The 25,758-nt window shown below is 75.0% G+C and carries 27 protein-coding genes; 16 read left to right on the top strand and 11 right to left on the bottom strand.

Annotated features, from left to right (window positions below):
* Positions 1–34 precede the first annotated feature (34 nt).
* Entirely contained in the window at positions 35–1,102 is a 1,068-nt protein-coding gene (locus KPL57_RS33320) for a hypothetical protein (RefSeq protein ID WP_226354566.1), read from the top strand.
* A 9-nt stretch (positions 1,103–1,111) separates the two neighbouring features.
* Here the strand turns inward: KPL57_RS33320 and KPL57_RS33315 are convergent, their stop codons facing one another.
* From KPL57_RS33315 to pseB, 3 genes are read right to left on the bottom strand one after another with little or no spacing between them, the layout of a single operon-like run.
* Complete coding sequence (locus KPL57_RS33315; protein WP_226354565.1) at positions 1,112–2,512, bottom strand: lipopolysaccharide biosynthesis protein; 1,401 nt, start codon at positions 2,510–2,512, stop codon at positions 1,112–1,114.
* A gap of 13 nt (positions 2,513–2,525) precedes the next feature.
* Positions 2,526–3,656, bottom strand: a complete 1,131-nt coding sequence (locus KPL57_RS33310; RefSeq protein ID WP_226354564.1) for a DegT/DnrJ/EryC1/StrS aminotransferase family protein — start codon at positions 3,654–3,656, stop codon at positions 2,526–2,528.
* Positions 3,656–4,639, bottom strand: a complete 984-nt coding sequence (gene pseB / locus KPL57_RS33305) for a UDP-N-acetylglucosamine 4,6-dehydratase (inverting) (RefSeq protein WP_226354563.1) — start codon at positions 4,637–4,639, stop codon at positions 3,656–3,658. Before pseB ends, KPL57_RS33310 begins: the two co-directional genes overlap by 1 nt.
* A 78-nt stretch (positions 4,640–4,717) precedes the next feature.
* Between pseB and KPL57_RS33300 the strand changes: the two genes are divergently transcribed.
* Together KPL57_RS33300 and KPL57_RS33295 are read left to right on the top strand one after the other, a co-directional pair.
* Positions 4,718–5,443 (top strand): cytidylyltransferase domain-containing protein, encoded by a 726-nt coding sequence (locus KPL57_RS33300; RefSeq protein WP_226354562.1) that lies wholly within the window; start codon positions 4,718–4,720, stop codon positions 5,441–5,443.
* 2 nt (positions 5,444–5,445) lie between these two features.
* Complete coding sequence (locus KPL57_RS33295; protein WP_226354561.1) at positions 5,446–6,969, top strand: bifunctional UDP-2,4-diacetamido-2,4,6-trideoxy-beta-L-altropyranose hydrolase/GNAT family N-acetyltransferase; 1,524 nt, start codon at positions 5,446–5,448, stop codon at positions 6,967–6,969.
* 15 nt (positions 6,970–6,984) lie between these two features.
* On the opposite strand, the gene KPL57_RS33290 is transcribed toward KPL57_RS33295, so the two are convergent.
* Genes KPL57_RS33290 through shiA form a run of 3 tightly spaced genes read right to left on the bottom strand, consistent with a single transcriptional unit; the run spans position 6,985 to position 10,201 of the window.
* Entirely contained in the window at positions 6,985–7,980 is a 996-nt protein-coding gene (locus tag KPL57_RS33290; RefSeq protein WP_226354560.1) for a C-terminal binding protein, read from the bottom strand.
* A complete protein-coding gene (locus tag KPL57_RS33285) occupies positions 7,977–8,843 on the bottom strand; it encodes an oxaloacetate decarboxylase (RefSeq protein WP_226354559.1) in 867 nt (288 codons plus the stop codon). The genes KPL57_RS33290 and KPL57_RS33285 overlap by 4 nt, the downstream gene beginning before the upstream one ends.
* Positions 8,844–8,869: 26 nt before the next feature.
* The gene (gene shiA, locus KPL57_RS33280) at positions 8,870–10,201 is read right to left on the bottom strand and encodes a shikimate transporter (protein ID WP_226354558.1); all 1,332 of its coding nucleotides are present in this window, start codon (positions 10,199–10,201) and stop codon (positions 8,870–8,872) included.
* Between shiA and KPL57_RS67615 the strand changes: the two genes are divergently transcribed.
* The 9 genes from KPL57_RS67615 to KPL57_RS33240 all read left to right on the top strand — a co-directional run bounded on the left by KPL57_RS67615 (position 10,189) and on the right by KPL57_RS33240 (position 16,887).
* Positions 10,189–10,317 carry a hypothetical protein gene (locus KPL57_RS67615; protein WP_264198700.1) on the top strand — a complete coding sequence of 43 codons (129 nt, stop codon included), beginning with the start codon at positions 10,189–10,191 and terminating at the stop codon, positions 10,315–10,317. The genes shiA and KPL57_RS67615 overlap by 13 nt on opposite strands.
* Before the next feature lie 98 nt (positions 10,318–10,415).
* Positions 10,416–11,135 (top strand): GntR family transcriptional regulator, encoded by a 720-nt coding sequence (locus tag KPL57_RS33275; protein WP_226354557.1) that lies wholly within the window; start codon positions 10,416–10,418, stop codon positions 11,133–11,135.
* Between the two features lie 98 nt (positions 11,136–11,233).
* Positions 11,234–11,815: a biotin transporter BioY gene (locus KPL57_RS33270; RefSeq protein WP_226354556.1), complete on the top strand. Its 582-nt coding sequence runs from the start codon at positions 11,234–11,236 to the stop codon at positions 11,813–11,815.
* On the top strand, positions 11,812–13,134 hold the full coding sequence (locus KPL57_RS70520) for a class I adenylate-forming enzyme family protein (protein ID WP_226354555.1): 1,323 nt from the start codon (positions 11,812–11,814) through the stop codon (positions 13,132–13,134). The genes KPL57_RS33270 and KPL57_RS70520 overlap by 4 nt, the downstream gene beginning before the upstream one ends.
* Positions 13,131–14,246, top strand: coding sequence for a thiolase family protein (locus KPL57_RS33260; protein ID WP_226354554.1), 1,116 nt, complete (start codon positions 13,131–13,133; stop codon positions 14,244–14,246). Before KPL57_RS70520 ends, KPL57_RS33260 begins: the two co-directional genes overlap by 4 nt.
* Positions 14,243–14,920, top strand: coding sequence for an energy-coupling factor ABC transporter ATP-binding protein (locus KPL57_RS33255; RefSeq protein ID WP_226354553.1), 678 nt, complete (start codon positions 14,243–14,245; stop codon positions 14,918–14,920). Before KPL57_RS33260 ends, KPL57_RS33255 begins: the two co-directional genes overlap by 4 nt.
* Complete coding sequence (locus KPL57_RS33250) at positions 14,917–15,534, top strand: energy-coupling factor transporter transmembrane protein EcfT (protein WP_226354552.1); 618 nt, start codon at positions 14,917–14,919, stop codon at positions 15,532–15,534. Before KPL57_RS33255 ends, KPL57_RS33250 begins: the two co-directional genes overlap by 4 nt.
* Positions 15,535–15,562: 28 nt before the next feature.
* The gene (locus KPL57_RS33245; protein ID WP_226354551.1) at positions 15,563–16,036 is read left to right on the top strand and encodes a GbsR/MarR family transcriptional regulator; all 474 of its coding nucleotides are present in this window, start codon (positions 15,563–15,565) and stop codon (positions 16,034–16,036) included.
* Entirely contained in the window at positions 16,033–16,887 is an 855-nt protein-coding gene (locus tag KPL57_RS33240; protein WP_226354550.1) for an alpha/beta fold hydrolase, read from the top strand. The genes KPL57_RS33245 and KPL57_RS33240 overlap by 4 nt, the downstream gene beginning before the upstream one ends.
* Here KPL57_RS33240 and KPL57_RS33235 read toward each other — a convergent pair.
* On the bottom strand, positions 16,884–17,324 hold the full coding sequence (locus tag KPL57_RS33235) for an Rrf2 family transcriptional regulator (RefSeq protein ID WP_226354549.1): 441 nt from the start codon (positions 17,322–17,324) through the stop codon (positions 16,884–16,886). The genes KPL57_RS33240 and KPL57_RS33235 overlap by 4 nt on opposite strands.
* Before the next feature lie 163 nt (positions 17,325–17,487).
* On the opposite strand from KPL57_RS33235, the gene KPL57_RS33230 reads away from it, so the two are divergent.
* On the top strand, positions 17,488–18,612 hold the full coding sequence (locus KPL57_RS33230) for an NADH:flavin oxidoreductase (protein WP_226354548.1): 1,125 nt from the start codon (positions 17,488–17,490) through the stop codon (positions 18,610–18,612).
* 3 nt (positions 18,613–18,615) lie between these two features.
* Here the strand turns inward: KPL57_RS33230 and KPL57_RS33225 are convergent, their stop codons facing one another.
* The 4 genes from KPL57_RS33225 to KPL57_RS33210 all read right to left on the bottom strand — a co-directional run bounded on the left by KPL57_RS33225 (position 18,616) and on the right by KPL57_RS33210 (position 22,239).
* Positions 18,616–19,485: an NAD(P)H-binding protein gene (locus tag KPL57_RS33225; protein ID WP_226354547.1), complete on the bottom strand. Its 870-nt coding sequence runs from the start codon at positions 19,483–19,485 to the stop codon at positions 18,616–18,618.
* A complete protein-coding gene (locus KPL57_RS70515) occupies positions 19,482–20,084 on the bottom strand; it encodes a TetR/AcrR family transcriptional regulator (RefSeq protein ID WP_226354546.1) in 603 nt (200 codons plus the stop codon). Before KPL57_RS70515 ends, KPL57_RS33225 begins: the two co-directional genes overlap by 4 nt.
* An 84-nt stretch (positions 20,085–20,168) precedes the next feature.
* The gene (gene pseI / locus KPL57_RS33215; protein ID WP_226354545.1) at positions 20,169–21,227 is read right to left on the bottom strand and encodes a pseudaminic acid synthase; all 1,059 of its coding nucleotides are present in this window, start codon (positions 21,225–21,227) and stop codon (positions 20,169–20,171) included.
* Between the two features lie 10 nt (positions 21,228–21,237).
* Positions 21,238–22,239: a putative sugar O-methyltransferase gene (locus KPL57_RS33210; protein ID WP_226354544.1), complete on the bottom strand. Its 1,002-nt coding sequence runs from the start codon at positions 22,237–22,239 to the stop codon at positions 21,238–21,240.
* 129 nt (positions 22,240–22,368) lie between these two features.
* On the opposite strand from KPL57_RS33210, the gene KPL57_RS33205 reads away from it, so the two are divergent.
* The 3 genes from KPL57_RS33205 to KPL57_RS33195 all read left to right on the top strand — a co-directional run bounded on the left by KPL57_RS33205 (position 22,369) and on the right by KPL57_RS33195 (position 25,696).
* Positions 22,369–23,046, top strand: coding sequence for a glycosyltransferase family 2 protein (locus tag KPL57_RS33205; RefSeq protein ID WP_226354543.1), 678 nt, complete (start codon positions 22,369–22,371; stop codon positions 23,044–23,046).
* A complete protein-coding gene (locus KPL57_RS33200; protein WP_226354542.1) occupies positions 23,043–23,531 on the top strand; it encodes a DUF2304 domain-containing protein in 489 nt (162 codons plus the stop codon). Before KPL57_RS33205 ends, KPL57_RS33200 begins: the two co-directional genes overlap by 4 nt.
* Before the next feature lie 128 nt (positions 23,532–23,659).
* Positions 23,660–25,696: a DUF6541 family protein gene (locus KPL57_RS33195; RefSeq protein ID WP_226354541.1), complete on the top strand. Its 2,037-nt coding sequence runs from the start codon at positions 23,660–23,662 to the stop codon at positions 25,694–25,696.
* The last annotated feature ends 62 nt before the right edge of the window (positions 25,697–25,758 follow it).

Below are 25,758 nucleotides of genomic sequence, written 5' to 3'. Positions count from 1 at the left end.
CCCGGCCTCACCAGCGACGACCCGGAGCACGGCGATGGACATCCAGAACCACTACTACGGCCACTCGGCCGTCCTCGCCGCCTACGCCGGACTGTCCCGGCCCCGGCACATCGCCGGTCTGCTGCAGCACGGCTGGACCGCGGTCTCGCCCGTCGCCGCGCACTTCGCGGACTTCCCGAAGGTCGGCACCGACCCCCGGCAGCGACGTCTGCTGGTGTGGTCGCACGGCTGCCGCGGCTGGTCCCCCGCCGACGAGGACCGCGCGACCACCCCGGTCGGGGCGCCGGTGCTCTACCTGGAGGCGCTGCTGCGCTCGCAGGGCTGGACGCCGTCCGACCGGCTCGGGCCGGTCTTCGTCCCGTTCCACGGCACCCGGCTCGTCCGCGTGACCGGCGCGCACGCCGATCTCGCCCGCCAGGTCGCCAAGGTCGACGGCCCGTCGACGGTGTGCCTGCACCACGAGGACATGACCGACCCGGAGATCACCACGGCCTGGCGCGACGCCGGGCACACGCTGGTCACCGCCGGGCGGCGCGACGACCCGCACTTCCTGCTGCGGATCATGCACCTGGTCGGGAACGCGAGCCGGGTCTCGTCGAACCGGCTGTCGACGGCCGTGCTGTACGCGGCCGCCGTCGGCACCCCCGCCGCGGTGTGGGGGGACCCGCTGACGTTCGGGGCCCAGTCGTCGTCGGCGGTGGACGAGCTGCGCGCGACCTGGCCGGAGTTCCACACGGTGGACCCCACCGACGGGGCCCGCCCGGAGGTGGGCGCCGCGGAGGCCGACGCCGCCGCGACCGCGCTCGCCCGCCGCGAGCTCGGCGCCGAGCACCTGCTCGCCCCCGACGCACTGCGCGCCGCGCTCGGCTGGGGCCGCACCCCGAGCGTCGGGCCCGGCCTGCAGTACTACGCGGCGTCGCCGCTGGCGAAGGCCGCGATGGTGCTCGGGCTGACGAAGCGCTCCGAGGCCAGCACCCAGGCGATGTTGGCGGGCAGCTCGAACCCGCTGCTGTGGCTGCGCCACCCGCTGGCCGCGCTGCCGAAGCCGCTGCCGCGCGGTCTGCCCACACCGGTCACGACCGAGGAGCCCCTCGACGCCTGACCAGGGCGGTCATGACGGTCGGAAGATCCGGCGCACCAGCACCAGCAGCGCCACCCCGAGCAGCGCGGCCAGCACGAACCGCACCGACAGCCACAGCACGCCCTCGGACGGCAGCAGCACGCCGGCCCCGCACACGACGACACCGACGGCCAGCGGCCCGGCCAGCACCGCCTCCCGCCAGCGGGTCGGCGACACCCGGCGGCGCAGCAGCGACGTCCCGGCCGCCAGGGCCAGGTAGATCAGCGGGAACCCGGCGGCAACGGCGGTCAGCGACCCGGTCCGGGCGAGCAGCACCGCCGCGACCACCCCGAGCACCAGGCTGACCGGGCTCGCGAAGGCCAGCCCGCCGCTGCGCCCGGACGCGAAGACCAGGTGCACGTTGGCCAGGTAGACGACGCTGACCACGGCTCCGAGCGTCGCGACCGCGGTGACCGGCACCAGCTGTTCGGGGGCGAACGAGGCCGGGGCGAGGATGCGCAGCAGGAACGGCGCGAGCAGCGCGACCCCACCGGCCAGGGCGGCGGTGACGACGCCGACGTCGCGGGCGGTGCGCTCCAGGGCGGCGCCGCGGGCCTCGGGCGGCGTCCGGTAGATCACCGGAGCCCAGGCGTTGTTCAGCGCCGAGACGATCATGGCGGGGGCGGAGCCGAGCAGCAGCGCGATCTGCATGCGGCCGCCGTCGGCGACCCCGAAGTACCGGTTCACGATCAGCACGAGCGCGTTCTGCACCAGCAGCAGCGCGACCAGGTGCGGGACGGCGGGGAGCCCGATCCGAAGCGCCCGGCCGAAGTCACCCCGCGCGGTGCGCGGACGGCCACCGCGCAGGGCCAGCACCAGCCCGATCACCGCGGCGGCGAGGTAGCCGAGCAGCAGGCCGAACAGGTAGTCGTCGGCGTCGCTGGCCCGCCACGCGACGAGGGCGAGCCCGGCGAGCGGGCCGCCGAGCGTCGCCACCCCGGACATGACCACGAACGGCACCGGCCGGTCCTGCACCCGCAGGAACGCCTGGGCGTTGAGCAGCACGACGAAGCCGGCGGCGGCGAGCCCGGCGCAGACGAGCCCGACCCGCCACGGCACCGACAGCACCGGGACGCTCCACCACGGCCCGGCCAGTACCGCGACGACGACCACCGCCAGGGACAGCGCGCTGCCCTGCAGCACCAGCGCCCGCGCGCCGTCGGCGCCGGAGCTCTCCAGGATCCCGTGCCGAGTGATCGACGACGCCAGGCCGAACCCGACGACCATCGCGCCGACCTGCACCAGGATCAGCCCGACGGCGACGACGCCGTACTCGGCGTCGCCCAGCAGCCGGGTGACGAACGGCGTGACGACGACGTTCGCGAGGATCGGGGCGACGCTACCCAGGGTGTAGAGCGAGCCGCGCCCGAGTACCTCCCGGCTGGCGTCCACGCTCACGTCTCCCTCACGCGGAGTGCCCGAAGAACTCCCGGACCAGGGCGGCGACCCGGTCCACGTCGGTGTCGGTGAGATCGGGGAACAGCGGCAGCGAGAGCTGCTGGGAGTAGTACTCCTCGGCGTTCGGGCACAGGCCGCGGCGGTAGCCGAGGTCGGCGAACACCGGGTGCCAGTAGGCGGGGATGTAGTTGACCTGCACCCCGATGCCCCGCTCGCGCAGGTACTCGAACAGCGCGCGGCGGCGGCCGTCGAGCACGCGCAGCGGGTAGAGGTGCCAGGCGGGCTCGGCGCCGTCGCGGCGGACCGGGGTGCGGACCTCGGGCACGTCGGCGAACGCGGCGTCGTAGCGGGCGTGGATCTCCCTGCGCCGCGCGGTGAACGCGGCCAGCCGCGTGAGCTGGGAGGATCCGAGCGCGGCGAGCAGGTCGGGCAGCCGGTAGTTCAGCCCGAACGCGTGCACCTCCTGGTGCCACGGCCCCTCGTCGGGGAAGCGCTGCTCGGCCTTGTCGCGGACGAGGCCGTGGTTGCGGAACGACCGGGCGCCCGCGACGAGATCCGCCCGCGGGGACACGACCGCGCCGCCCTCGGCGGTGGTGAGGTTCTTGGTCGGGAAGAAGCTCAGCGTCGTCAGATCGGCCAGGTCACCGACCGGGCGGCCGTGCCAGGTGCCGCCCACGGAGTGCGCGGCGTCCTCCAGCAGCAGGGCCCCGGCCTCGTGGGCCAGCGACCGGAGCGGTTCCGCGTCGATCGGGTGGCCCGCGTAGTCGACCCCGGCCACGACGGTGGTGTCCGGGGTGAGCGCGGCCTTCGCCGCGTCCGGGTCGAGGTTGCCGGTGTCGGGGCTGACATCGGCGAACACGACGTTCGCGCCGAGCAGCGCCGCGGCGCTCGCCGTCGCCACGAACGTCAGCGGGGTGACCACGACGTCCTGGCCGGGGCCGACCCCGGCCGCGGCGTAGGCGACGTGCAGCGCCGCGGTCCCGCTGGTCACGGCCACCGCGGGGTTCCCGCAGACCGCGGCGAGGTCGTCCTCGAACCGGGTCACGGCCGGGCCGGTGGTCAACCAGTCGGTCCCGAGGACCGCCGTGACCGCCTCGACGTCGGACGACGAGATCGACTGTCGGCCGTAGGGGAGCATCAGTCGAGCGCCTCGACCATCGCGCGCAGCTGCTCGGGCGAGAGCCACAGGTCGTTGGTGTCCGACCGGTACGCCTGCCCGTCCGGGACCGGCTCGCCGTCGGCCGGGGAGGTGTAGCCCCAGCCGGCGATGTAGGGCTCGACGACGTAGCGGTCGGCCAGCTTGAGGGTCCGCCGCGAGTCGTCGGCGGCGATCATCTCCTCGTGCAGCTTCTCCCCCGGCCGGATCCCGATCTCGTGGGTCGCGGCGCCGGGGGCGATGGCCTCGGCGAGGTCGGTCATCCGCATCGACGGGATCCGCGGCACGTAGAGCTCGCCGCCCTGCATCGCGTCGAAGGAGTCGATGACGAACTGCACCGCGTCCGGCAGGGTGATCCAGAACCGGGTCATCCGCTTGTCGGTGATCGGCAGCGACCGGCCCTCGGCGGCCAGAGCCTTGAACAGCGGCACCACCGAGCCGCGGCTGCCGAGCACGTTGCCGTAGCGGACCACGGCGAACCGGGTCTCGTAGGCGGCGGCGTAGTGGTTCGCGCTCACGAACAGCCGGTCGGCGCACAGCTTGGTGGCGCCGTAGAGGTTGATCGGGCTCGACGCCTTGTCCGTCGACAGCGCGACGACCTTCTTCACCCCGGCGTCGATCGCGGCCTCGACGACGTTCTGCGAGCCCTCGACGTTGGTCCGGATGAACTCGAACGGGTTGTACTCGGCGGTGTCCACCTGCTTGAGCGCGGCGGCGTGCACGACGTAGTCGACGCCGTGCATCGCGCGGCGCAGGCGCGGCTGGTCCCGGACGTCACCGAGGAACCAGCGCAGCCGCGGGTCGTCGCCGAACAGCGACCGGCATTCGTACTGCTTGAGCTCGTCGCGCGACAGGATCACCAGCCGGCGCGGCTCGTAGCGGTCGAGCAGGGTGCGGACGAAGGCCTTCCCGAAGGACCCCGTCCCGCCCGTGACCAGGACCGACGAGCCCTTGAGTACCGACATCACGCCTCCAGATCTGCGGAATTTCTTCCGCCCGGCATGATGGCACGCGATCGATCGGACGAATCGAAGCAGGTACGGGTGCGGGTCAACGCGGTCATCCAGGCGCGGACGGGGTCGACGCGGCTCCCGGGCAAGGTGCTCACCGACCTCGGCGGCACACCGGTGCTCGACCGGGTGGTCGCGGCCGCCCGCGCCGCCGAGGGTGTCGACCGCGTGGTGGTCGCGACCTCGACCGCCCCGGGCGACGACGCGGTGGCCGAGCGCGCCGCGGCGATCGGCGTCCCGGTGGTGCGCGGCTCCGAGGACGACGTGCTGGCCCGCTTCGTCCAGGCCGTCGACGAGCACCCCTGCGACGCCGTGGTGCGCCTGACCGCGGACTGCCCGCTGCTCGACCCGGCGCTGGTGTCGCTGGTCGCCGCGACCTGGCGGGACGCCCCCGGCCACGACTACGTCGCGACCACCCTGGTGCGCACCCTGCCCCGCGGCCTCGACGTCGAGCTGGCCCGCACCGGCGCGCTGCGCGAGCTGGCCGGCACCGCGACCGGCCACGACCGGATCCACGTGACGTCGGGCCTCTACGGCGACCCGGAGCGGTTCCGCTGCCTCGGGCTCGTCGTCGCCCCGGCGGCCGACGACCTGCGCGTCACCCTCGACACCGCCGACGACCTGCACGCCCTGCAGGGCCTGGTGGAGGCACTGGGCGGCCGGAGCGACTGGCGGTCGGTGGTGGCGGTGCTGCGGTCGCGACCCGACCTGGTGGAGCGCAACGCGCACGTCCGCCAGAAGTCCCTCACCGAGGGCTGACCGTGCGTCTGCTGCTGCGTTGCGACGCCGGGCCGTCGACGGGGGTGGGGCATGCCGTGCGGTGTGCCGCGGTCGCCGAGGCCGCGCTGCTGTCCGGGCACGAGGTGTCCTGGTCGGGACGGCTCGACGGGCTGGACTGGCTGTGGTCCGGGCTGGTCCGGGAGCCCGGACCCGTCCTGCCCCCGGCCGACACCGCGGGCGGGCTCGCCGCGCTGGCCCGTGAGCACCGGATCGACGCCGTGCACGTCGACCACTACCTGCTCGGCGACGACCTGCGTCCGGCCCTGTACGACGCCGGGGTCGTGCTGTCCACGGTGGAGGACTTCGCGACCGGCCGGCGTCCCGGCGACGTCGTGGTCGACCCCAACATGGGCGCCGGGGACCACCCCCGCCCCGACGACGGCTCCCCCGTCCTGCTCCGCGGCCCCGGCTACGCCCCGCTGCGGCTGGCGGCCCGCCGTGCCCGCACCCGGCGGGCCCTGCGCACCGCCGACGGCCCCGGCACCGGGCCGCCCCGCGTGCTGGTCGTCATGGGCGGGACCGACGCTGCCGGGCTGCTGCCCCGGGTGGTCGCCGCCCTCGCCGCCGCGGACGCCCCCGCCGCGGTCGACGTCGTCGTCCCCGGCGGGCGGCCCCTCGACCTGCCCGCCGGCGGGCCCGCCACGTTCCGCGCGGTCCCGCCGCTGTCCGATCTGCCCGCCGCGATGGCCGAGGCCGACCTCGTCGTCAGCGCGGCCGGGACGACGGTGTGGGAGCTGTGCTGCGTGGGCGTCCCGATGGCGCTGGTCCGGGCCGCGGACAACCAGACCGAGGGCTACCGGACCGTCGTCGACGCCGGTGCCGCCGCCGGGCTGGGCGGCACCGGGGACCTCACCGACCCGGCCGGAGCCGCGGCCGTGCTGCGCGCCCTGCTGACCGGCCCGGACGCCCGCGCCGCGCTCGCCGGGCGGGCCGCGACCGTCGTCGACGGCGAGGGCGCGGGCCGGGTCGTCGACGCCCTGGCCACCGCGGTGGGCACCTCCTCCGGCCGGGAGGCACGCGTCGCCGCCGAGGAGCGGGTGCTCGCCGGGGTGCTCCGCGCCCGCCGCGCCCGGACCGACGACGCCGAGCTGCTCCTGGCCTGGCGCAACGACCCCGACACCCGTCGCTGGTCGCGCAGCCACGACGAGGTCGGCCTCGCCGCCCACCGCCGCTGGCTCAGCGGCTCGCTGGAGCGCGACGACCGGCTGCTCCTCGTCGTCGACGACGTCCGCGGCCCGGTCGGCACCGTCCGCTGGGACCGCGACGGCAGCGGCTGGGAGGTCTCGATCACCGTCGCCCCGCAGCGCCGCGGCGCGGGGCTGGCCGGGCCGCTGCTGCGCGCCGGGGAGGACGCCCTGCGGGCCCGGACCGGCGCCGGGACCGCGGTGACCGCCGTCGTGCACACCGGGAACGACGCCTCGGCACGGCTGTTCGCCCGGGCGGGCTACGCCGATCCCACTCCGCCCGACGACGACGGCTTCCGGACACTCCACCGCACGCTGTGAGCCCGCGCGGCCCGGTCAGCCGCCCGCGGTCGCGGCCCGCGGGGTCTCCGGTCGGTTGACCGGGTAGGCCGGTGGCCGTCCGGTGAGGACGTCGATGACGTTCTGCGTGGTCTTGGTGCGGATCTCGGCCTCCGAGTCGACCGAGTACCACGCGCAGTGCGGGCTCAGCAGGACCGAGTCCAGCCCCCGCAGCAGGTGGTCGGCGGCGAGCGGCTCGCTCTCGAAGACGTCGAGCCCGGCGCCGGCGATCCGGCCGGTGCGCAGTGCCTCCACCAGGGCGGCCTCGTCGACGACCGGGCCCCGCGCGGTGTTGACCAGGTAGGTGGTCGGCTTCATCGCCGCGAACGCCGCGGCGTCCACCATGCCGCTGGTCTCCGGGGTGAGGGGGGCGTGCACGGACACCACGTCCGCCCGGCGGTAGAGCTCCCCGGGTGCCACGAGCTCGACCCCGGCGGCCGCGGCGGCGGACGCGTCCGCGTGCGGGTCGGTGGCCAGCACACGCATCCCGAACGCCTGCATCTTGACCGCCAGCCGCTGCGGGATCCGGCCGAACCCGACCAGGCCGAGCACGCGGTCGCGCAGCCGGTACAGCGGTCCCGAGGCCGCGTAGTCCCAGCCACCCGCCCGCATCGACCGGTCCTGGCGGCCCAGCCCGCGGGCGAGACCGAGGATCATCGCCGCGGCGTGGTCGGAGACGTCGTCGAGCGAGCCGTCGGGCACGTTCGCGACCAGGATGCCGGCCTGTGTCGCCGCGTCGACGTCGATCGTGTTCAGCCCGATCCCGTAGCGGGAGATGACCCGGGTCCGGGGCAGCCGGGCGATCACGTCGGCGGTGAGCTGGGCGTACTGGTTGATGATGCCGTCCGCACCGGCGCAGGCGGCCACGATCTCGTCCGGGGTGCGGGTACGGGCGGCGACGAACCGCAGCCCGGCATCCTCCACGAGGGTCCGTTCCAGCTCGAGGTCGGGGAACTCGTAGTCGGTGACGACGACGGTGGGCACAGCGGTCACGCTCCGAAGGAGTGGTCGAGGTCCTGGTGGTGGGCGAGGTCGACGACGCGGGTGAACTCGTCGTAGGTGTGACGGGCCGGACCGCCGGCGAGCGATCCGGTGGCGGCGATGCCCGCGAGCGCGTCCGCGGCGGCGCGGGTGGCGGCGAACAGCGTGGTCACCGCGAAGAGCGCCAGGTCGAAGCCCAGCTCCTGCAGGTCCGGCGCCGTGAGCCGGGCGGCGTCGGTCCCGTCGACGAGCGAGACGACCTTCGGCCCGGGGACCCCGGCGGCGATCTTCTCGACCTCCGCGACGGTCTTCACCCCGTCGACGAAGACGAGGTCGACCCCGGCGTCGGCGTAGCGGGCGGCCCGCTGCAGCGCCTCGTCGACACCGGCGGACTGCAGCGCGTCGGTACGGCCGATGATCACCAGGTCGTGCTCGCCGCGGGCCCGGACGGCGCAGCGCAGCCGCGCCGCGTTCTCCTCCGCGTCGATCAGCCGGACGCCGGCCATCTGGCCGCACCGCTTCGGCGCGACCTGGTCCTCCAGGTGGATGGCCGCCACGCCGGCCTGCAGGTGCTCGTGGACGGTGCGCTCGATGTTCGACGGACCGCCGTAGCCGGTGTCGGCGTCGGCCACCACCGGGATCCCGACCGCCCGGGTCATGTTGCGGGCGTGCTCGGTCATCTCGGTCTGGCTGAGCAGGCCGATGTCGGGGGTGCCCAGGCGGCTGGCGGTCGCGCCGAAGCCGGTCAGGTAGACGGCGGGGAAGCTGGCGGCCTGCACCAGGCGGGCGGTCACCGAGTCCGCCGCGCCGGGGGCGAGCACGATGTCCGGCCCGGCGAGCAGCCGGCGCAGCGCGGCGGCGGGGCTGGGAAGCATGATGTCTCTCTCCGTTTCCGGGTGGGTCAGGCAACCGTGGCGGCGGTGGGCGTCGTCGCGGCCGCGGGGCGCTCGATGCGCCAGGCCAGGACGGCCGAGACGAGGCAGCTGAGGAGGAGGTAGGCGGCGACCAGGTACCAGGAGCCCCCGGTCGCGACGACCAGCGCCGCGGCGATGAAGGGGGTGAACCCACCGGCGATCGCGCTGGCGACCTGGTAGCCGACCCCGGCGCCGCTGTAGCGGAACTCCGCACCGAACATCTCGGTGAACAGCGGCTGCTGCACGCTCACCGCCATGTCGTGCGCGATGTTGAACAGGATGACCGCGAGCAGCGCGACGGCGATCTGCGAACCGCTCTCGATCGCCAGGAAGAACGGCACCGCCGCGAGCACGCCGACGACCGACCCGGTCAGGTAGATGCGGCGACGGCCGAACCGGTCCGACAGCCAGGCGAACGTGGGGATCGACACGATCCCCAGGGCGCCGACCAGCAGACCGACGTTGAGCATGAAGTCCTTCGAGAACCCGTGCTCGTCGGAGGCGTAGCTGACCGCGAACGTGATCACGATGTAGCCGGAGACCAGCTCGACCAGGCGGAGCCCGAAGATCCGGCCGAAGGCGCCGGGGTGGCTGCGCAGCGCCTCCAGCAGCGGGACCCGGCGGCCGCCCGCGACCCGCTCGGCCTGCTCCACCCGCTCGGCGACCTCCTCGGAGTCCTGGACCCGGGCCCGGACGACGAGTCCGACCAGGACGAGCAGGACGCTGGCCACGAACGGCACCCGCCAGCCCCACGCCAGGAACTGCTCGTCGGTGGTGACCGCACGCATGAGCAGGATCAGGCCGGTGGCGATGATCAGGCCGACGGAGTAGCCGACCTGCACCCCGCTGCTGTAGAGCGCCCGCCGCTTCGGCGGGGCGTTCTCCACGGCCATGAGGGCCGCGCCGCCCCACTCGCCACCGACCGCGAAGCCCTGCACGGCCCGCAGCACGACGAGCAGGAAGGGAGCCCACCAGCCGATCGAGTCGTAGGTCGGCAACAGACCGATCAACGTGGTGGCCGAGCCCATCAGGATCATGGTCAGGACCAGCATCTGCTTCCGGCCGATCCGGTCACCGAAGTGCCCGAAGACCACGCCGCCGAGCGGGCGGAAGAGGAAGCCCACCCCGAAGGTCGCGAACGCGGCCAGGGTGCCGGCCACTGGGCTGATCCCGGGGAAGAACTGGGAGTTGAACACGAGGGCGGCGACCAGGCCGTACAGGATGAAGTCGTACCAGTCGATCACCGCCCCGGCGAAGCTGCCGAAGGCGGCCCTGCGGGCCCGGCGGTTGTCCTCGGGACTGAAGGTTGCGGCGTCCATGCCCCATCCGTTCCTACAGCCACGCCGTCGTCGGCGGGCGGATCGTCGTCGTGCACCCGGGCCCGGTGCTGCTCGACGGCGACACGGACGACGGGATCATCCCGCCGGGCAACTGAGACCCTAGATAGGAGAAAACTAGGATGCAAGTAGTGATGCGATGATGGGGCCGAGATCCGGCACCGCGGTCACCGCGGTCGAGCAAGGGACACCAGCGATGCCAGCGCGACGCCCCGACGGTTCCGGATCGCTGGCCGCCGACGTCGCCGCCCGGCTCCGGACCGCGATCATGGACGGGGCCTTCGAGCTGGGTGAGGCCCTGTCCGAGGACCTCGTCTCGTCCGCGTTCGGGGTCTCCCGGACCCCGGTCCGCGAGGCACTCAAGACGCTGCGCACCCAGGGGCTCGTCGAGATCGTGCCGAAGTCGGGGACCTACATCTTCCGGCCGAGCGTCGAGCAGCTCCACGAGCTGTGCGAGTGCCGCCTGCGACTGGAGTGCGCGGCGATCGAGCTCGCCCTCGAGACCGATCCCGAGCGGCTGCGGTCCACTCTGGACGAGCTGCTGGCCCCGATGCGCGAGGCGCTCGACGCCGCCGACTTCCTGCGCTACAACCAGCTCGATGCACAGTTCCACCTGGCGTTCCTGGACTGCTGCGGCAACCGCTACCTGCGCAGCGCCTACGACCTGATCTACGCACAGATCTCGGCGATCCGGGTGCACCTGTCGGTCCGGACCGCGGGCGCCTTCGACGAGTCGATGCGCGAGCACCACACCGTGGTCGAGCTGGTGGCCGGCCGTGATGTCACCGGTCTCGTCACCGTGCTGGGACACCACATCGACCGGGCGAAGCAGGTCTACGCGACCTCGCTGCAGGAGCGGGAGCGGAGTTCCCGGCTCAGCCGCGGGCAGCGGATCCGGAACAAGCTCTCGCTGTGACCCGGTGCCGACCGGTGCCGCCCGGCCGTCACCCGGCCCGGGGTGATGCCGCGCGCAACACCTGCCTGGGGCCGGTACCGGTGGCCTACCCTTCGCGCGTGTCCGGATCCCGTCCCGCGCTCCCCGCGGCCGACCTCGCCCGCGTGGTCGTGTTCGCCGCGTTCATCGCCGTCCTCGGGCTGTTCCCCGGCTTCGCCGGCGTCGCCGGGGTCCCGATCGTCCTGCAGAACGTCGGCCCGATCCTGGCCGGTGTGATCCTCGGGTGGCGGCTCGGCACGGCCTCGGTCGCGCTGCTGCTGGTGCTCACCGCGGTCGGGCTGCCGCTGCTGTCCGGTGGCCGCAACGGCGCCGCGTTCTTCGGCCCCAGCGGCGGCTTCCTCGTCGGCTGGCTGCTGTCCGCGCTGGTCGCGGGCCTGGTCGTGCAGCGCTTCCGGTCGCGGTCGCTGCCCGTGCTGCTGCTCGCCTGCCTGGCCGGGCTGCTCGCCGACTACGTGGTCGGCATGCCGTGGCTGGGCGTCTACATCGGCGACGTCACCGGCGGGATCGTGCAGTCCCTGGTCTTCGTGCCCGGTGACCTGATCAAGATCGTGCTGGCCGCGCTGATCGCGTCGCTGGTGCACCGGGCCCTGCCGGACCTGCTGCCGGTCCGCTCCGCGTCGTCCGAGCCCCGGGTCCGGTGAGCGGGGCGGAACGCGAGACCGCCGACGACGCGGCCGCGCCCGTCGTCCCCGCCCCCTGGCTCCCGCGCGGGCTCGCCGACGCCGTCGCCGCGGCCGGGGAGCGGCTCGCCCGGCTCGGGGTGCGGGCCGGGGAACGCGTCGTGCTCGACACCCCCACCCGGGCCCGCTGGGCGGTGCTGCCCTATCTGCTCGCCGCGGACCGGCTGGGCGCGGCGTCGCTGCCGGCCGACGCCGGCTGGACCGGCCGCGAACGCGACGCGGTGCTCGCCGACGCCGCGCCGCACCACGTCGTCGGCACCGACGGCCGGACCGCGACCGCCGACGGCGGAGCGCGGACACCCGGGCTGTTCCTGCTCCCGACGACCTCGGGCAGCACCGGCGTCCCCACCGTGCTGGCCCGCGACCGGCGCTCCTGGCGGATCGGGTTCGACATCCTCGGTGCGCTGCCCGGACCGGTTCTCGTGCCGGGGCCGCCGTCCTCGACGCTGTACCTGTTCGGGGCGCTGCACGCGCTGCACCACGGCCTTGGCCTGGTCACCCGCGGCCGGCTCGACCCGACCGACCTGCCCGACGGCGGCTCGGTCCACCTCGTCCCCGCCCAGCTCACCGCCCTGCTCGACGAGCGCGAGCGCCGCCCGGGCGGCCCCGCACCACGGGTCGTGGTGTGCGGTGGCGCGCACGTCGCGCCCGGGATGCGGGAGCGGGTCGCGCGGCTGCTGCCCGGCACCACGCTGCTCGAGTACTACGGCTCGGCCGAGCACTCGCTGATCGCCACCCGCCGCGACGCCGGCCCGCTGCGCCCCGTCGAGGGCGTGCACCTCACCGTGCGCGACGACGTGCTGTGGGTGGACAGCCCGCAGTCGGTGCGCGGCCGGTTCACCCGCGGCGGGCTCGTCCCGTCCGGTCCCGGTCCGACGACCGTCGGGGACCGCGCCGAGCTCACCGGCGACGGCGGTCTGACCGTCCTCGGCCGCGCCGCCACCACCATCTCCTCCGGCGGCACGCTGGTCGCCGCCGAGGAGGTCGAGCAGGTACTGCGCGGCGTCGCGGGCGTCGGTGACGTCGTCGTCGCCGGGACCCCGCACGCGTCGCTGGGGATGGTGGTCACGGCGGTCGTCGAGGCCCGCGACGGTGTCCCGGACCGGCGGGCGCTGCGCGCCGCGGCGCGGGCCGGGCTGTCCCCGGCGAAGCGGCCGCGCCGCTGGCTGGTCACCCGGGCGTTGCCGCGGCTGGGCTCGGGCAAGCCCGCCCGCGCCGCCGTCGACGCCGCACTGCGCGACGGGACCCTCGACGCGGTCCCGCTCGGGGGCCCAGAGTGACCGGCCCCGGCGACGACACCCCGGTCGTCGTCGCCGCGCGGCGCACCCCGATCGGCACCGCGGGCGGCGCGCTGCGCGCGGTGACCGTCGACGCGCTCGCCGCGCCCGTCCTCGCCGCGCTGGCCGGGACCCTCGGCGCCCCGGTCGACGACGTGCTGCTCGGCAACGTCTTCGGCCCCGGCGGCAACCCGGCCCGGGTCGCGGCGCTCGCCGCCGGGCTCGGCGACGACGTGCCCGGCATGACCGTGGACCGGCAGTGCGCGAGCGGGCTGGCCGCGATCCTCACCGCCGCCGCGGGCATCCGCGCCGGGGACGGCGCCGGCTACCTCGCCGGGGGCGCCGAGTCGCCGTCGACCGCGCCCACGCGGACCCGGGCCGACGGCACCGTCTACACCCGCGCGCCGTTCGCCCCGGCCGGCGACCCCGACCCGGACATGGGGCCCGCCGCCGACGACGTCGCCGCCCGGGCGGGCCTGTCCCGCGCGCGGCTCGACGCCTTCGCCGCCCGCAGCCACGCCCGCGCCGTCGACGCGCAGCGCTCCGGCCGCTTCGACGACGAGCTGGTCCCGGTCGGTGCGGTGCTCGCCGACGAGCGTCCCCGCGACCGCTTCACCCCCGAGCGGCTCGCCCGGTTCCGGCCCGCGTTCACCCCCGGCGGTGTGCACACGGCCGCGAACTCCTGCGGGGTGAACGACGGTGCCGCCGCCGTCGCGCTGGTGCCGGAGTGGCGACGCCGGGAGCTGGGCGTCCCCGGCCTCGCGCTGGTCTCGGCCGCCACCCGCGGCTGCCCCCCGGCCGACCTCGGGCTCGGCGCCGTCCCCGCGCTCGCCGCGCTCCGCGACCGACCGGCGGCCCCGGACGCCGTCGAGTTCACCGAGGCGTTCGCCGGGCAGGCGCTGGCCTGCCTCGACGCGGCCGGGATCGACGAGCACCGGGTGAGCCCGGACGGCGGTGCGATCGCGCTCGGCCACCCCTGGGGCGCCTCCGGCGCGGTGCTGGTCGTGCGGCTGTTCCACCGGCTCGTCGTGCAGGGCCGCGGCGAGACCGGGATCGCGGCGCTGTCCTCCGGCGGCGGCCTCGGCGTCGCGACGAGCTGGCGGGTGGTCCGGTGATCGAGTTCGAGGCGGTCGGGCACCACTACGGCGAGCGCACCGTCCTCGACGGCGTCACCCTCACCCTCGCCGAGCCCCGGGTCGCGCTGGTCGGGGCGAACGGCTCCGGCAAGTCCACCCTGGCCCGGACCGTGAACGGGCTCGTCGCACCGAGCTCGGGCAGCGTCCGCGTCGACGGCCGCGACCCCGCCCGCGACGGCGCCGCCGTCCGCCGCCGGGTCGGGTTCGTCTTCAGCGACCCGGACTCCCAGATCGTCATGCCGACCGCCGGGGAGGACGTCGCGTTCTCGCTGCGCCGGACCGTGCGCGACCGGGCCGAACGCGCCCGGCTCGCCGCGGAGACCCTCGCCGGGTTCGGGCTGGGCGACCACGTCGAGCACCCCGCGCACCAGCTCTCCGGCGGTCAGAAGCAGCTGCTCGCGCTGGCCGCGGTGCTCGTGCTGGACCCGGACGTGCTGGTCTGCGACGAGCCGACCACCCTGCTCGACCTGCGCAACAAGCACGCCTTCGCCGACCGGCTCGCCGGGCTGCGCCAGCAGGTCCTGCTCGCCACGCACGACCTGGACCTGCTGAGGAGCTTCGACCGCGTCGTCGTCCTCGACGGCGGGCGGGTCGTCGCCGACGACGAGCCCGGTCCGGCCGTCGCGTACTACCGCAGGCTCTGCGGCTCGTGACCCCGCTGGGGCTCTACGCGCCCGGTGACAGCCTGCTGCACCGGGCGCCCGCCGGGCCGTCGCTGCTCGTGGTGCTGGCCCTCGCGGTCGGGGCGGTGCTCACCGAGGACCCGCGGGTGCTCGGCGGGCTGTGCCTGGCCGTCGCCGCCGGGTACGTGGTCGCCCGGATCCCGTGGCACCGGGTCCGGCCGGTGCTGCGCACGCTGGTGCTGCTGGCGGTGCTCCTCGGGGCGGTCCAGTGGTGGCTGCTCGGGCCGGAACGGACGCTGGTGATCGTGCTCCGACTGGTCGCCGCGATGGGCGCGGCGACCCTGTTCACCCTCACCACCCGGGTGGACGACCTGGTCAGCGCGGTGGAGCGGGGGCTCGGCCCGCTGCGCCGGTTCGGTCTCGCACCCGAGCGCCTCGGCCTTCTCGTCGGACTGACGGTGCAGTCGATCGGGACGCTGTCCGGCATCGCCGGGCAGGTCCGGGCCGCGGCGAAGGCGCGCGGGGCGGACCGGTCCCCGACGGCGTTCGCCGTGCCGTTCCTGGTGCGGACACTGCGGCACGCGGACGCGCTCGGGGAGGCACTGGCCGCGCGCGGGTGGGGCGACGACGACTCTGTGCAGTGATTGCTGCAAAGACTGTAAGGTCGGGTCCGTGGGCCCCACCGAACGGGAACTGGACCTCGTCGACGAGATCGCCGCGGCGTTCGAACGGGAGGGCCTGCCGCTCATCACCGGCCGGGTGATCGGCTGGCTGCTCGTCAGCGACCCACCGGAGCAGAGCGCCGCCCGGCTGGCCGAGGCTCTCGGAGTCAGCCGCAGCTCGATCAGCACGGCGACACGGATGCTCACCCCCGGTGGGCTCGTCGAGCGGGTACGCACCCGCGACTCGCGGGTGGAGCTGTTCCGGATCACCCCGGACGGCTGGAGCCGGATGCTCGCCGCCCGCTACGGCCGCACGACGGCGTTCCGGCAGGTACTGGAACACGGACTCGACGTGCTCGCCGACGCCCCCGCGGAGCGGCGGGAGCGGCTCCTGCGGGTCCACGAGCTCTACGCCTTCCTGGAGGCCGAGCTCCCGGCCCTCTGGGACCGCTGGGAGGCACACCGGAACGGGAGGCACCGATGACGGCCCTGCGCGACCACGTGATCCCCCGCCCCGAGGGCGACCTGCACGTCCACCTCGCGGGCGACACCGGCCCCCCGGTACTGCTGCTCTCCGGCGCCGGCCTCGACAACGCGCTGCTCAGCTGGCACCACCTGATCCCTGACCTCGCCCGCGACCACCGCGTCATCGCCCCCGACTGGCCGAAGCAGGGGCGCAGCCGCCCGTGGCGGGGCCGGGCCGGCCACGACGTGCTGCTCCGGACGGTCGTCGACGTGCTGGACGACCTCGGCGTCGAGCGGGCCGCGGTCGTCGGGCTCTCCCAGGGCGGCGCCCTCGCGCTGGCCACGGCGATCGAGCACCCGGAGCGGGTGGAGCGCGTCGTGGCGCTCGCACCGGCCGGGACGCTGAGCTTCCCGCCGGGGCTGCACCAGCTGCTGTGGCTGACCGCGCGGGTGCCGCTGCTCTCGCGGACCCTGCCGAACCTGGCGTTCCGGAGCCGGGCGGCGGTCACCGCGTTCACCCGGCGCGCGCTCTTCGGCGACGCCGGCCGCGTGGCCGACCTCGACGGGATCGTCGATCAGATCCTGGCCGAGGCCCGGGCCGGGAACGCGGGCAGCTCCGACTGGCAGAACGACTCGATCGGGTTCCGCAGGATGCGGGTCGACCTGCGTCCCCGGCTCACGGAGATCCGCTGCCCCGCCCTGTTCGTGCAGGGCGACCGGGACGCGGGCGTCCCCGTCGCGACGACGCGCGCGGCGGCCGCGGCCGTCCCGGGCGCCCGGTTCGTGGTGCTGCCCGGCCGTGGCCACTGGTCCAACCGGGAGTCCCCGGACGAGGTGAACGCCCTGGTCAGGGAGTTCCTCGACGGCTAGGTCGCCGCACGGTCCAGGCCCCGCATCTCGCGCAGCGCGTCGGCGAGGGTCCGGTACCCCAGCGACTGCAGCACCGCCCCCTCCACCTCGGCGGTCAGCCGGGCGAAGTACTCCGCGGCGTTCGTCGTCACCGGGCAGACGTGCTCGCCCTCCGGGCGGCACGCCCAGAGCGGCTTCTCGCCCACCGCGCAGCGGTAGACCTCGGCCAGGGTGATCTCCGCGGCCGGCCGGGCGAGCCGGGCGCCCCCGCTGCGCCCCCTGCTGGACTCGACGAGACCGTGCACGCCGAGCGGCACCAGCAGCTTGCGCACGACGCTGGCGTTCGTCCCGAGGGCCTCGGCGAGACGTCCGGAGCTGACCGTCGGACTGTCGCCCTCGGCCGCGGCGGCGAGGTACAGCATCGCCTGCAGGGCACTGGAGAACCGGATGTCCAGCACGACCTCACCTCCCGTCCCGGGCCGCCAGCGTACCCGTCGCGGCCGAAAAGGTGGTGGTCACTGTTGCAGTTCGCGGGGCCATATGTATCTTTGATCAGAACCATTTGACGCCTCCGCCCGGACCCGCCGACGTGCCTGGACGGCCTCACCCCAGGAGTGACCCGTGTCCACACGTGCCGCACGGCTTCTCGGCCGTCCCTACGCCCTCGGCTCCGCGCAGCTGCCCAACCGGATCGTCATGGCCCCGATGACCCGGGCGTTCTCACCCGGCGGCGTCCCCGGCGCCGACGTCGCGGCCTACTACGGCCGGCGCGCCGCCGCCGGCACCGGCCTGATCATCACCGAGGGCACCTACATCGACGACCCGTCCGCGGGCGACGTGCCGACCGTGCCGTTCTTCCACGGCGAGGCGTCGCTGGCGGGCTGGGCGGACGTCGTCGCCGCCGTGCACGGGGCGGGCGGCCGGATCATGCCGCAGCTCTGGCACGTCGGGATCACCCGCGAGGCCGGCAAGGCGCCCTTCCCGGAGGCCCCGTCGGTCGGCCCGTCCGGCGTCGCGCTGGACGGCACCGAGGGCGCGGGTGAGGCGCTGACCGCGGCCGGGCTGGACCGGATCATCGGCGCGTTCGCCGAGGCGACACGGCAGGCCGAGCGGATCGGCTTCGACGGCGTCGAGCTGCACGGCGCGCACGGCTACCTGATCGACGAGTTCCTGTGGGACCGCACCAACCGCCGCACCGACGGCTACGCGGGCGGCCCGGCCGAGCGGGCCCGGTTCGCCGCCGAGATCGTCGCCGCGGTGCGCGAGCAGGTCTCGCCGGACTTCCCCGTCGTGTTCCGGTTCTCGCAGTGGAAGGGCGGGAACTACGACGCGAAGCTGGCCCACACCCCCGACGAGCTGGGCACCGTCCTCACCCCGCTGGCCGACGCCGGGGTCACCGCGTTCCACGCGTCCGGGCGCCGCTACTGGGAGCCGGAGTTCCCGGAGTGGGACGCCGAGCTCAACATCGCCGGCTGGGCCCGCAAGGTGACCGGCCTGCCGACGATCACCGTCGGCTCGGTCGGCCTGGACCAGGTCTTCGCCCCGGAGATGTTCGCCGGCGGCGACGCGCACGCCGGGGTCAGCGGCGTCGAGAAGCTCCTCGACCGGCTGGAGGACGACGAGTTCGACCTCGTCGCCGTCGGCCGCGCGCTGCTGGCGGACCCGGAGTGGGCGCGGAAGGTGCTCGAGGGCCGCGAGTCCGAGCTGGTGCCGTTCAGCAAGGCCGCACTGGGCACCCTGCACTGACCGTCAGGCGGTCCCGGTCCCGATCATGCCCTGCAGCGTGACGCGGACCGGGGTCGCCGGTCGGCCCAGCAGCGTCGCGAGGAAGGGATCGGCCGTGGCGAACTCGCCCCGCCGAGCGGCGAGGTAGCTGCCCAGCAGCGCCCTCGCCATGGCCTCCGGGACCCCCGCCGCGACCCGCCGGGCGACGAAGTCCTCGTCGTCGAGCACCACCCGGCGGACGGTGCGTCCCGTCAGCTCCGACAGGGTCCGTGCGACCTGCTCCAGGTCGACCGCCTCGGACGCGGTCAGCGGCGGGGTCGGCCCGTCGACGACGTCCGTCCCGACGAGCAGGGCGGCGGCCGCCTCCGCGAGGTCGTCGTGCGTCGTCCAGGCCACCGGTCCGTCGGCCGGTGCGAGGAGCTCACCGGTCGAGGCCGCGTCGCCGAGATGGAACAGCAGGCTCGTCGCGTAGTACCCGTTCCGCAACGACGTCCAGGCCCGTCCGGTCGAGGCCAGACGGGCCTCGACCGCGGCGTGGTCGCGAGCGGGCGCGAACAGCGAGTCCGGAGCCGCGGCCTGGTGGCCGGTGTAGAGCACCCGCTCGGCGCCGGCCCGGTACGCGGCGTCGACGGCGGCGACGCTGCGGGCGACGCCGTCGGGACCGAGCACGTCGGGGGACACGACCAGAACCCGGTCGGCACCCTCGAAGGCGCGGTCGAGGGTGGCCGGCTCCGAGAAGTCGCCGCGACGCACCCGGACGCCCCTGTCCGCCAGCTCCCGCGCCCGCTCGGGGTCGCGGACGCTGACTCCGACCCGTCCGGCAGGGACCCGGGCCAGGACGTGCTCGACGATCTGCGCCCCGAGACTGCCGGTCGCACCCGTAATGATGATCATGAACTCTCCTCGGTCGGTTCCGGCACGGTCATCAGGGGGAGCAGGACGTCGTCGGCGAGGTGCACCAGGAAGTCCTCGTCGCAGGGCTCGCCGACGACGAGTGTCCGGTGCACGATCACCGCCGGGGCGATCTGCGCGAACAGCTCCCGCGCGCCCGGCCCGGAGGTCTCACCGGGCGCCGCGGCGCCGAACACCGTGTCGGCCATGGCGGCCACGTCGCGATCCAGCACGCGGCGCATCACCGCCGCGAGGGCCGGCTCGGTGCGCATGGCCGAAAGCATCGCCCCCACCAGACCCCCGTCCTGCCCCGCGACACCGTCGGCCAGCCACCGCAGCACCTCCAGCAGCGCCCCGCGCAGGTCGCGCGCACGCAGCGCCGGGAGTCCGGCTCCCGCCCCGGCCTCGACCGCCGCGGCCACCAGCTCGGGCTTCCCGGGGAAACGGCGGTAGACCGTCGTCTTCCCGACCCCGGCCCGTGCCGCGACCGCCTCGATCGAGAGCCGGTCGTAGCCCAGCTCGACCAGCAGCCCTCGGGTCGCCCCGAGGATGGCCTCGCCCCGGGTCGTGTCCCTGGGCCGTCCCGGTCCGACGCGTCCCACCACGACTCCCCTTCCGATACGAGTCTGTATCGTATCGTAATTGGGTCCGACCGGCACCCGGCCGGGACGGCCGGGCCGGTCAGGTCAGATCAGGTCCCAGGTCAGCGGCGTGCCGCGGGCGACGTCGCGGGTGAAGGTCCGGCCCAGGACGGTGCCGATCGTGTCGGTGTGCAGACCGCCCGCCGGGCGGATCGACCGCACGTTGTCCGCGGTCACCTGCTCCCCCGCGGCGACGTCGGCGACCACCCACAGCGAGCGGCGCAGCGCGAGGGTGTCGCGCTCGGACTCGCGCGGGCCGAACCGGGCCGGGCCCATCGCGCGTCGCGCCACGTCGGTCTCGGTGACCAGCGACGCCAGCTCGGCGGGCTCCAGGGAGAAGTCGGAGTCGACGCCGCCGTCGGCGCGCTGCAGCGTCACGTGCTTCTCGATCGCGACCGCGCCGAGCGCGACCGCGGCGACCGGCACCCCGATGCCCGGGGTGTGGTCGGACAGCCCGATCGGGACGCCGAACGCCTCGCGCAGCGCGGGGATCGTCTGCAGGTTCGCGTCGACCGGGTCCGCCGGGTAGGAGGCGGTGCAGGCCAGCAGCACGATCCGCGTCGCACCGCCCTCCCGGGCGGCGGCGACGGCGGCGTCGATCTCGGCCAGCGTCGCCATCCCGGTGGAGATCACCATCGGCTTGCCGGTCGCGGCCATCGCCCGGATCAGCGGCAGGTCGACCAGCTCCGCCGAGGCCACCTTGTACGCCGGCGCGTCGAGGGACTCGAGCAGCTCGATCGCCGTCGGGTCGAACGGCGAGGAGAACGGCACGAGCCCGTGCTCGCGGGCCCGGGCGAACAGCGGCTCGTGCCACTCCCAGGGCGTGTGCGCCTGCTCGTAGAGCTGGTAGAGGTTCCGCCCGCCCCACAGGCCGTGGTCGTCGCGGATCCGGAAGGCCGGGCCGTCGGCGTCGATGGTGATCGTGTCGGCCCGGTAGGTCTGGAACTTCACCGCCTGCGCCCCGGTGCCGGCGATCGCGTCGACGATCTCCAGTGCCCGGTCCAGCGAGCCGTTGTGGTTGCCGGAGACCTCCGCGATGACGAACGGTCGCTCGCCGGGGCCCACGCGGTGGCCGCCGATCTCGATCGGGTCCGGGGTGCGCATGCGCGCCACCCTACGAGCGCCGCGCGAGCACCATCACCTCGGACACCGTGCCCTCGGAGTCCTGGCCGTAGAGCCCGGCGTCGGAGTCGACGAGCTCGAACCGGTCGAACATCTCCAGGTAGCGGTGGCGCAGCATGGGCTCGCGGACGTTCGGCTTGCCGGTCGGGGAGTTGCGCAGCAGCAGCCAGCGGGCGCCCAGGTCGGTGACCAGGCTCGCGTAGTTCGCGACGACGTCGGGCTCCATCTCCTGGAAGGAGATGAAGTTGGCGAACAGGTCGACGGTCCCGGTGAGCCGGGGCAGCTGCCAGGAGCAGAGCACCGTCGCCGGCTGCTCCAGCTCCTCGATCACGATCTTCTCGCGCTCGCGGGTGGCGGCGTAGTCCAGGACCTTCTCCGGCCCGAGCGCCTCGCGCAGGTAGTGCGTGGCGACGGCGGCGACCGGCGGGATGTCGACGTCGATGTAGCGCAGCCCGGGGTTGCCCGACAGCAGGATCTCGCCGAGCGTGCCGAACCCGCCGCCGATCTCCAGGACCGTCGAGACGTCGAGGTCCGGCACGGCGCGCTTGAGCATGACCAGCCCGCGCAGGTAGTTCAGCGACGACCGGCTGAACCGGCGGCCGTCGAACACCAGCTGCTCGGCCGGGGCGCCGGCGGCCGACTCGCTGAACCCGGCGAGCGACGGCGACCGGTCGGCCGGGTCGAGCGCGGTCACCGTGGCGTGGTGGGCCCGGGCGACGGGCACCTGGTCGATCCGCTCGCGCAGCAGCGTCCCGGGGCCGCCCGCCAGACCGAAGGCCCGCGACAGGGCGGCCGCCGGGCGGGACACCGGTGCGTACTGCGGGGCGTAGAAGAACGTCGCCGAGGGGTGCCTGCGGAACTCCGCGAACCCGCGTTCCCGCAGGTCGGCGACCACCTTCTCCAGGCCGGTCTTCCAGAAGTCCGTCGGCCGGTACAGCTCCGGCGCGCTGTCCAGGTCGGCCAGCATCAGCTCGAGCAGCGTCCTCGGGTCCATGTGACGAACGGTACGGAACATCACCTTCGCCCCGATCGTGACCCACCGTCGCACGGCCCGGGTCCCCGGACCGATAGCCTCTGCGGTGCGGCTGTGGACGGCCGCCGGTCAGTGACGAGGGAGTGGGACGTGGTCGCCGACACCGGCACCTGGGTGGTGGTCCCCGTGTACAACGAGGACACCGTCATCGCCGACGTCGTCGCGGAGATCCGCACGAGCTTCCCGAACGTCGTGTGCGTCGACGACGGCAGCCGGGACTCCTCCGCCGAACGCATCGCCGGCACCGAGGCGCACCTGGTGCGGCATCCGATCAACCTCGGGCAGGGCGCGTCGCTGCAGACCGGGATCGACTACGCGCTCCTGAACGGCGCCGAGCGGATCGTCACCTTCGACGCCGACGGTCAGCACGACGTCGCCGACGCCGTCCGGATGGCCGCGATCCTGCGCAGCGGCGAGGCCGACGTCGTCCTCGGGTCGCGCTTCCTGGAGTCGACCGAGCCGGTCCCGCCGCTCAAGCGGCTGGTGCTGCGCACCGTCGCGGCGCTGTCCCCGGCCAGCCGCAAGCTCAAGCTCACCGACGCCCACAACGGGCTGCGGGCCATGAACCGGGCGGTCGCGGAGGACCTGCGGATCACCATGAACGGGATGGCGCACGCGTCGGAGATCGTCGCGTCGCTGGCCCGGTCGTCGTGGCGGATCCGCGAGGTCCCGGTCACGATCCGCTACACCGAGTACTCACGATCCAAGGGCCAGTCGCTGTTCAACGGGGTGAACATCCTGTTCGACCTGTCGGTACGGCAGCGATGACCCAGGAGGCGAACACCGTGATCCTGCAGATCCTGCTCCTGGCCGCCGCGGTCGGAGCGCTCGTCTACTTCGTGCGCAGCGGCCAGAGCGTCGGCGTGCGGGCGAGCAAGCGGATCGCCTTCGGCGCGTTCATCGTGCTGAACATCTACGCGGTCCTGCGCCCCGACGACCTGACCTATCTGGCCCGGGCGGTGGGCATCGGCCGCGGCACGGACCTGCTGGTCTACCTGCTCGTCGTCTCGTTCGTGTTCGGCATGCTGAACACCTACCTGCGGGACCGCGAGATCAGCCAGCACCTGACGAACCTGGCCCGTCAGATCGCCGTCCGGGACGCGGAGCTGACCCGGCGGGAGAACGACCTGGAGCAGCGGCTGACCGCGCTGGAGCAGCAGGCGACGACGAACGGCCACCGGCCCGCCACCACCGAGCCCGCCGCGACCGCATCCGCCGACGAGGTGGGGACGGCCCGCTCCACCGGGAGCTGAGCGGCGATCCGCGCGGGTCACGATCCGGTCGCAGACGGTGACACGTCGGCCGCGCGTGCCGGTCTGCGGCACGACGCTCGTAGGGTGCGCCGGATGCGGCTGCCGATCGACGACGCGCGGAGCCGGGGATGACGTGGGCCCAGGCCGTCCCCGTGGCACTGGTGACCGCGGCGTGGTGCGTACTGCCCGGGGCACTCGTCGCCCGCGCCGCGGGACTGCGCGGGGCGGTCTGCTGGGGCGCCGGGCCGCTGGTGTCGGTCGCGCTGATCGCGACCACCGCGGTGCTGGCCGGCCGGGCCGGGGTGCCGTGGGGACCGTGGCCGGTGCTGGGCGCCACCGCCGTGCTCGCGCTGGTCTGCGCCGCGGTGACCGCCGCCGTCCGGCGGGTGCGCCGGGACCGGGCCGAGCCCGGCGGGGACCCCGGCGACCGTCCGCCGTTCCTGCTGCGCGCGGGACCCGACGGCCCCCTCGGCGGGATCGCGCTGGCGATCGGGACGGCCGTCACCGTCGCGATCGGCTGGCTGACCGTGATGCTCGCGTTCGGGCCCGTCGACGCGATCTCACCGACCTACGATGCGATCTACCACTACAGCGCGGTCGCCCGGATCCTGCAGACCGGCGACGCCTCGTCGCTGACGCTGGGTGAGCTGAACAGCCCCGGGCGGCCCTCGGCCTACCCCGCCGCCTGGCACGACGTCGTCTCGCTCGTCGTGGCGAGCACCGGCACGTCGATCCCGGCCGCGTCGAACCTCGCCGCGTTCGCCGCGGCGGCCGTCGTGTGGCCGCTGTCGTGCACGCTGCTCGTCCGCCAGGTCGTCGGGCGCCGGGCCGGGGCGCTGCTCGTCACCCCGGTGCTCGCGACGGCCTTCACCGCGATGCCGTGGCTGCTGCTGAACTGGGGCGTCCTGTGGCCCAACCTGCTCGGGCTGGCGCTGGTGCCCGCCGGGCTGGCCGCCGTCGTCACCGTGCTGGGGCTGACCCGCGACAGCGTGGTCGGCCGGTTCCGGGCGCTGCTGCTCGGGGCCGCGGCCGTCCCCGCGCTGGCGCTGGCGCACCCCAACGCCGCGGTCAGCCTGCTCGTGCTGGGCCTGTCCCCCGTGGTGGTCGCGGCCGCGACCACCACGGTCCGGCACGTCCGCGAGCGCCGCTTCGCCACCGCGGCCCTCGCCCCCGCGGGCGCGCTGGCCGCGGTCGCCGCCGTCGTCTGGCTGCTGGCGTGGTCGCCCTACCTCGACGGCGTGCGGGCGTTCGACTGGCAGGCCTCGATGGGGGCGCGCGAGGCGCTGACCGGCGTGCTGTGGAACGGGATGAACAAGCGGCCCGAGCTGGTCGTGGTGTCGGTGCTGGTCGTGGTCGGCGCCGTCCTGGCGCTGCGGCACGCGCGCACCGCGTGGCTGGTGCCGGCGCACCTGACCTCGGCGCTGCTCTACACCCTCGCCGTCGCCCGCGAGGGCGACCTGGTCACCGCACTGACCGGGGCGTGGTACAACGACTCGCACCGGCTCGCCGCGATGGTCCCGATCACCGGGGTGCCGCTGGCGACGCTGGGCGTGCTCGGCGCGGCCGGCCTGGCGGTCCGGGCGGTGACCGCGCTGCGGCGGACGGAGACCACCCCGGAGCGACGACGGCTGCTGGCCGTCCCGGCCGTCGCCGTCCTCGCCGCGGCGCTGGTCCTACTCACCGACGGGTTCCGCATCGGGGTGCACGCCGCCGTGATCGCCGACGCCTACCGCTACGAGACCGGCCGGGTGCTGCAGCCCGGCCAGCGGGAGTTCCTGGAGGCGGCGGGCCGGGCGACCGCACCGGGTGCCGTCGTCGCGGCGAACCCGTGGACCGGCAACGGGCTGCTCTACCCGCTGACCGGGCGCCAGGTGCTGTTCCCGCACCTGTCCGGGACCTGGACGCCCGACCAGGAGCTGGTCCGGATGCGGCTGCACGACGTCGCCCGCGACCCCGTCGTCTGTCCCGCCCTGCGGGCCACCGGCGTCGGCTACGTCATCGACGGCCCGGTCACCTGGTGGCCGTGGGACCCGCGGGCCGACACCTACCCCGGGCTGTCCGAGATCGACCGCGCACCGGGGTTCGAGCCCGTCCTCTCCGGGGGCGGCAGCACGCTCTACCGGATCACCGCCTGCGGCGCGGACCCCGCCCGCTCCACCGGCTGAGGCGCCCCGGACACCCGCGGTTACCGTGTGCGCGCAGCCGGGTGCACACACCGTCCGCCCCG

Source organism: Pseudonocardia sp. ICBG601, assembly GCF_020496245.1.
This window is presented reverse-complemented; position numbering and strand designations above follow the sequence as displayed.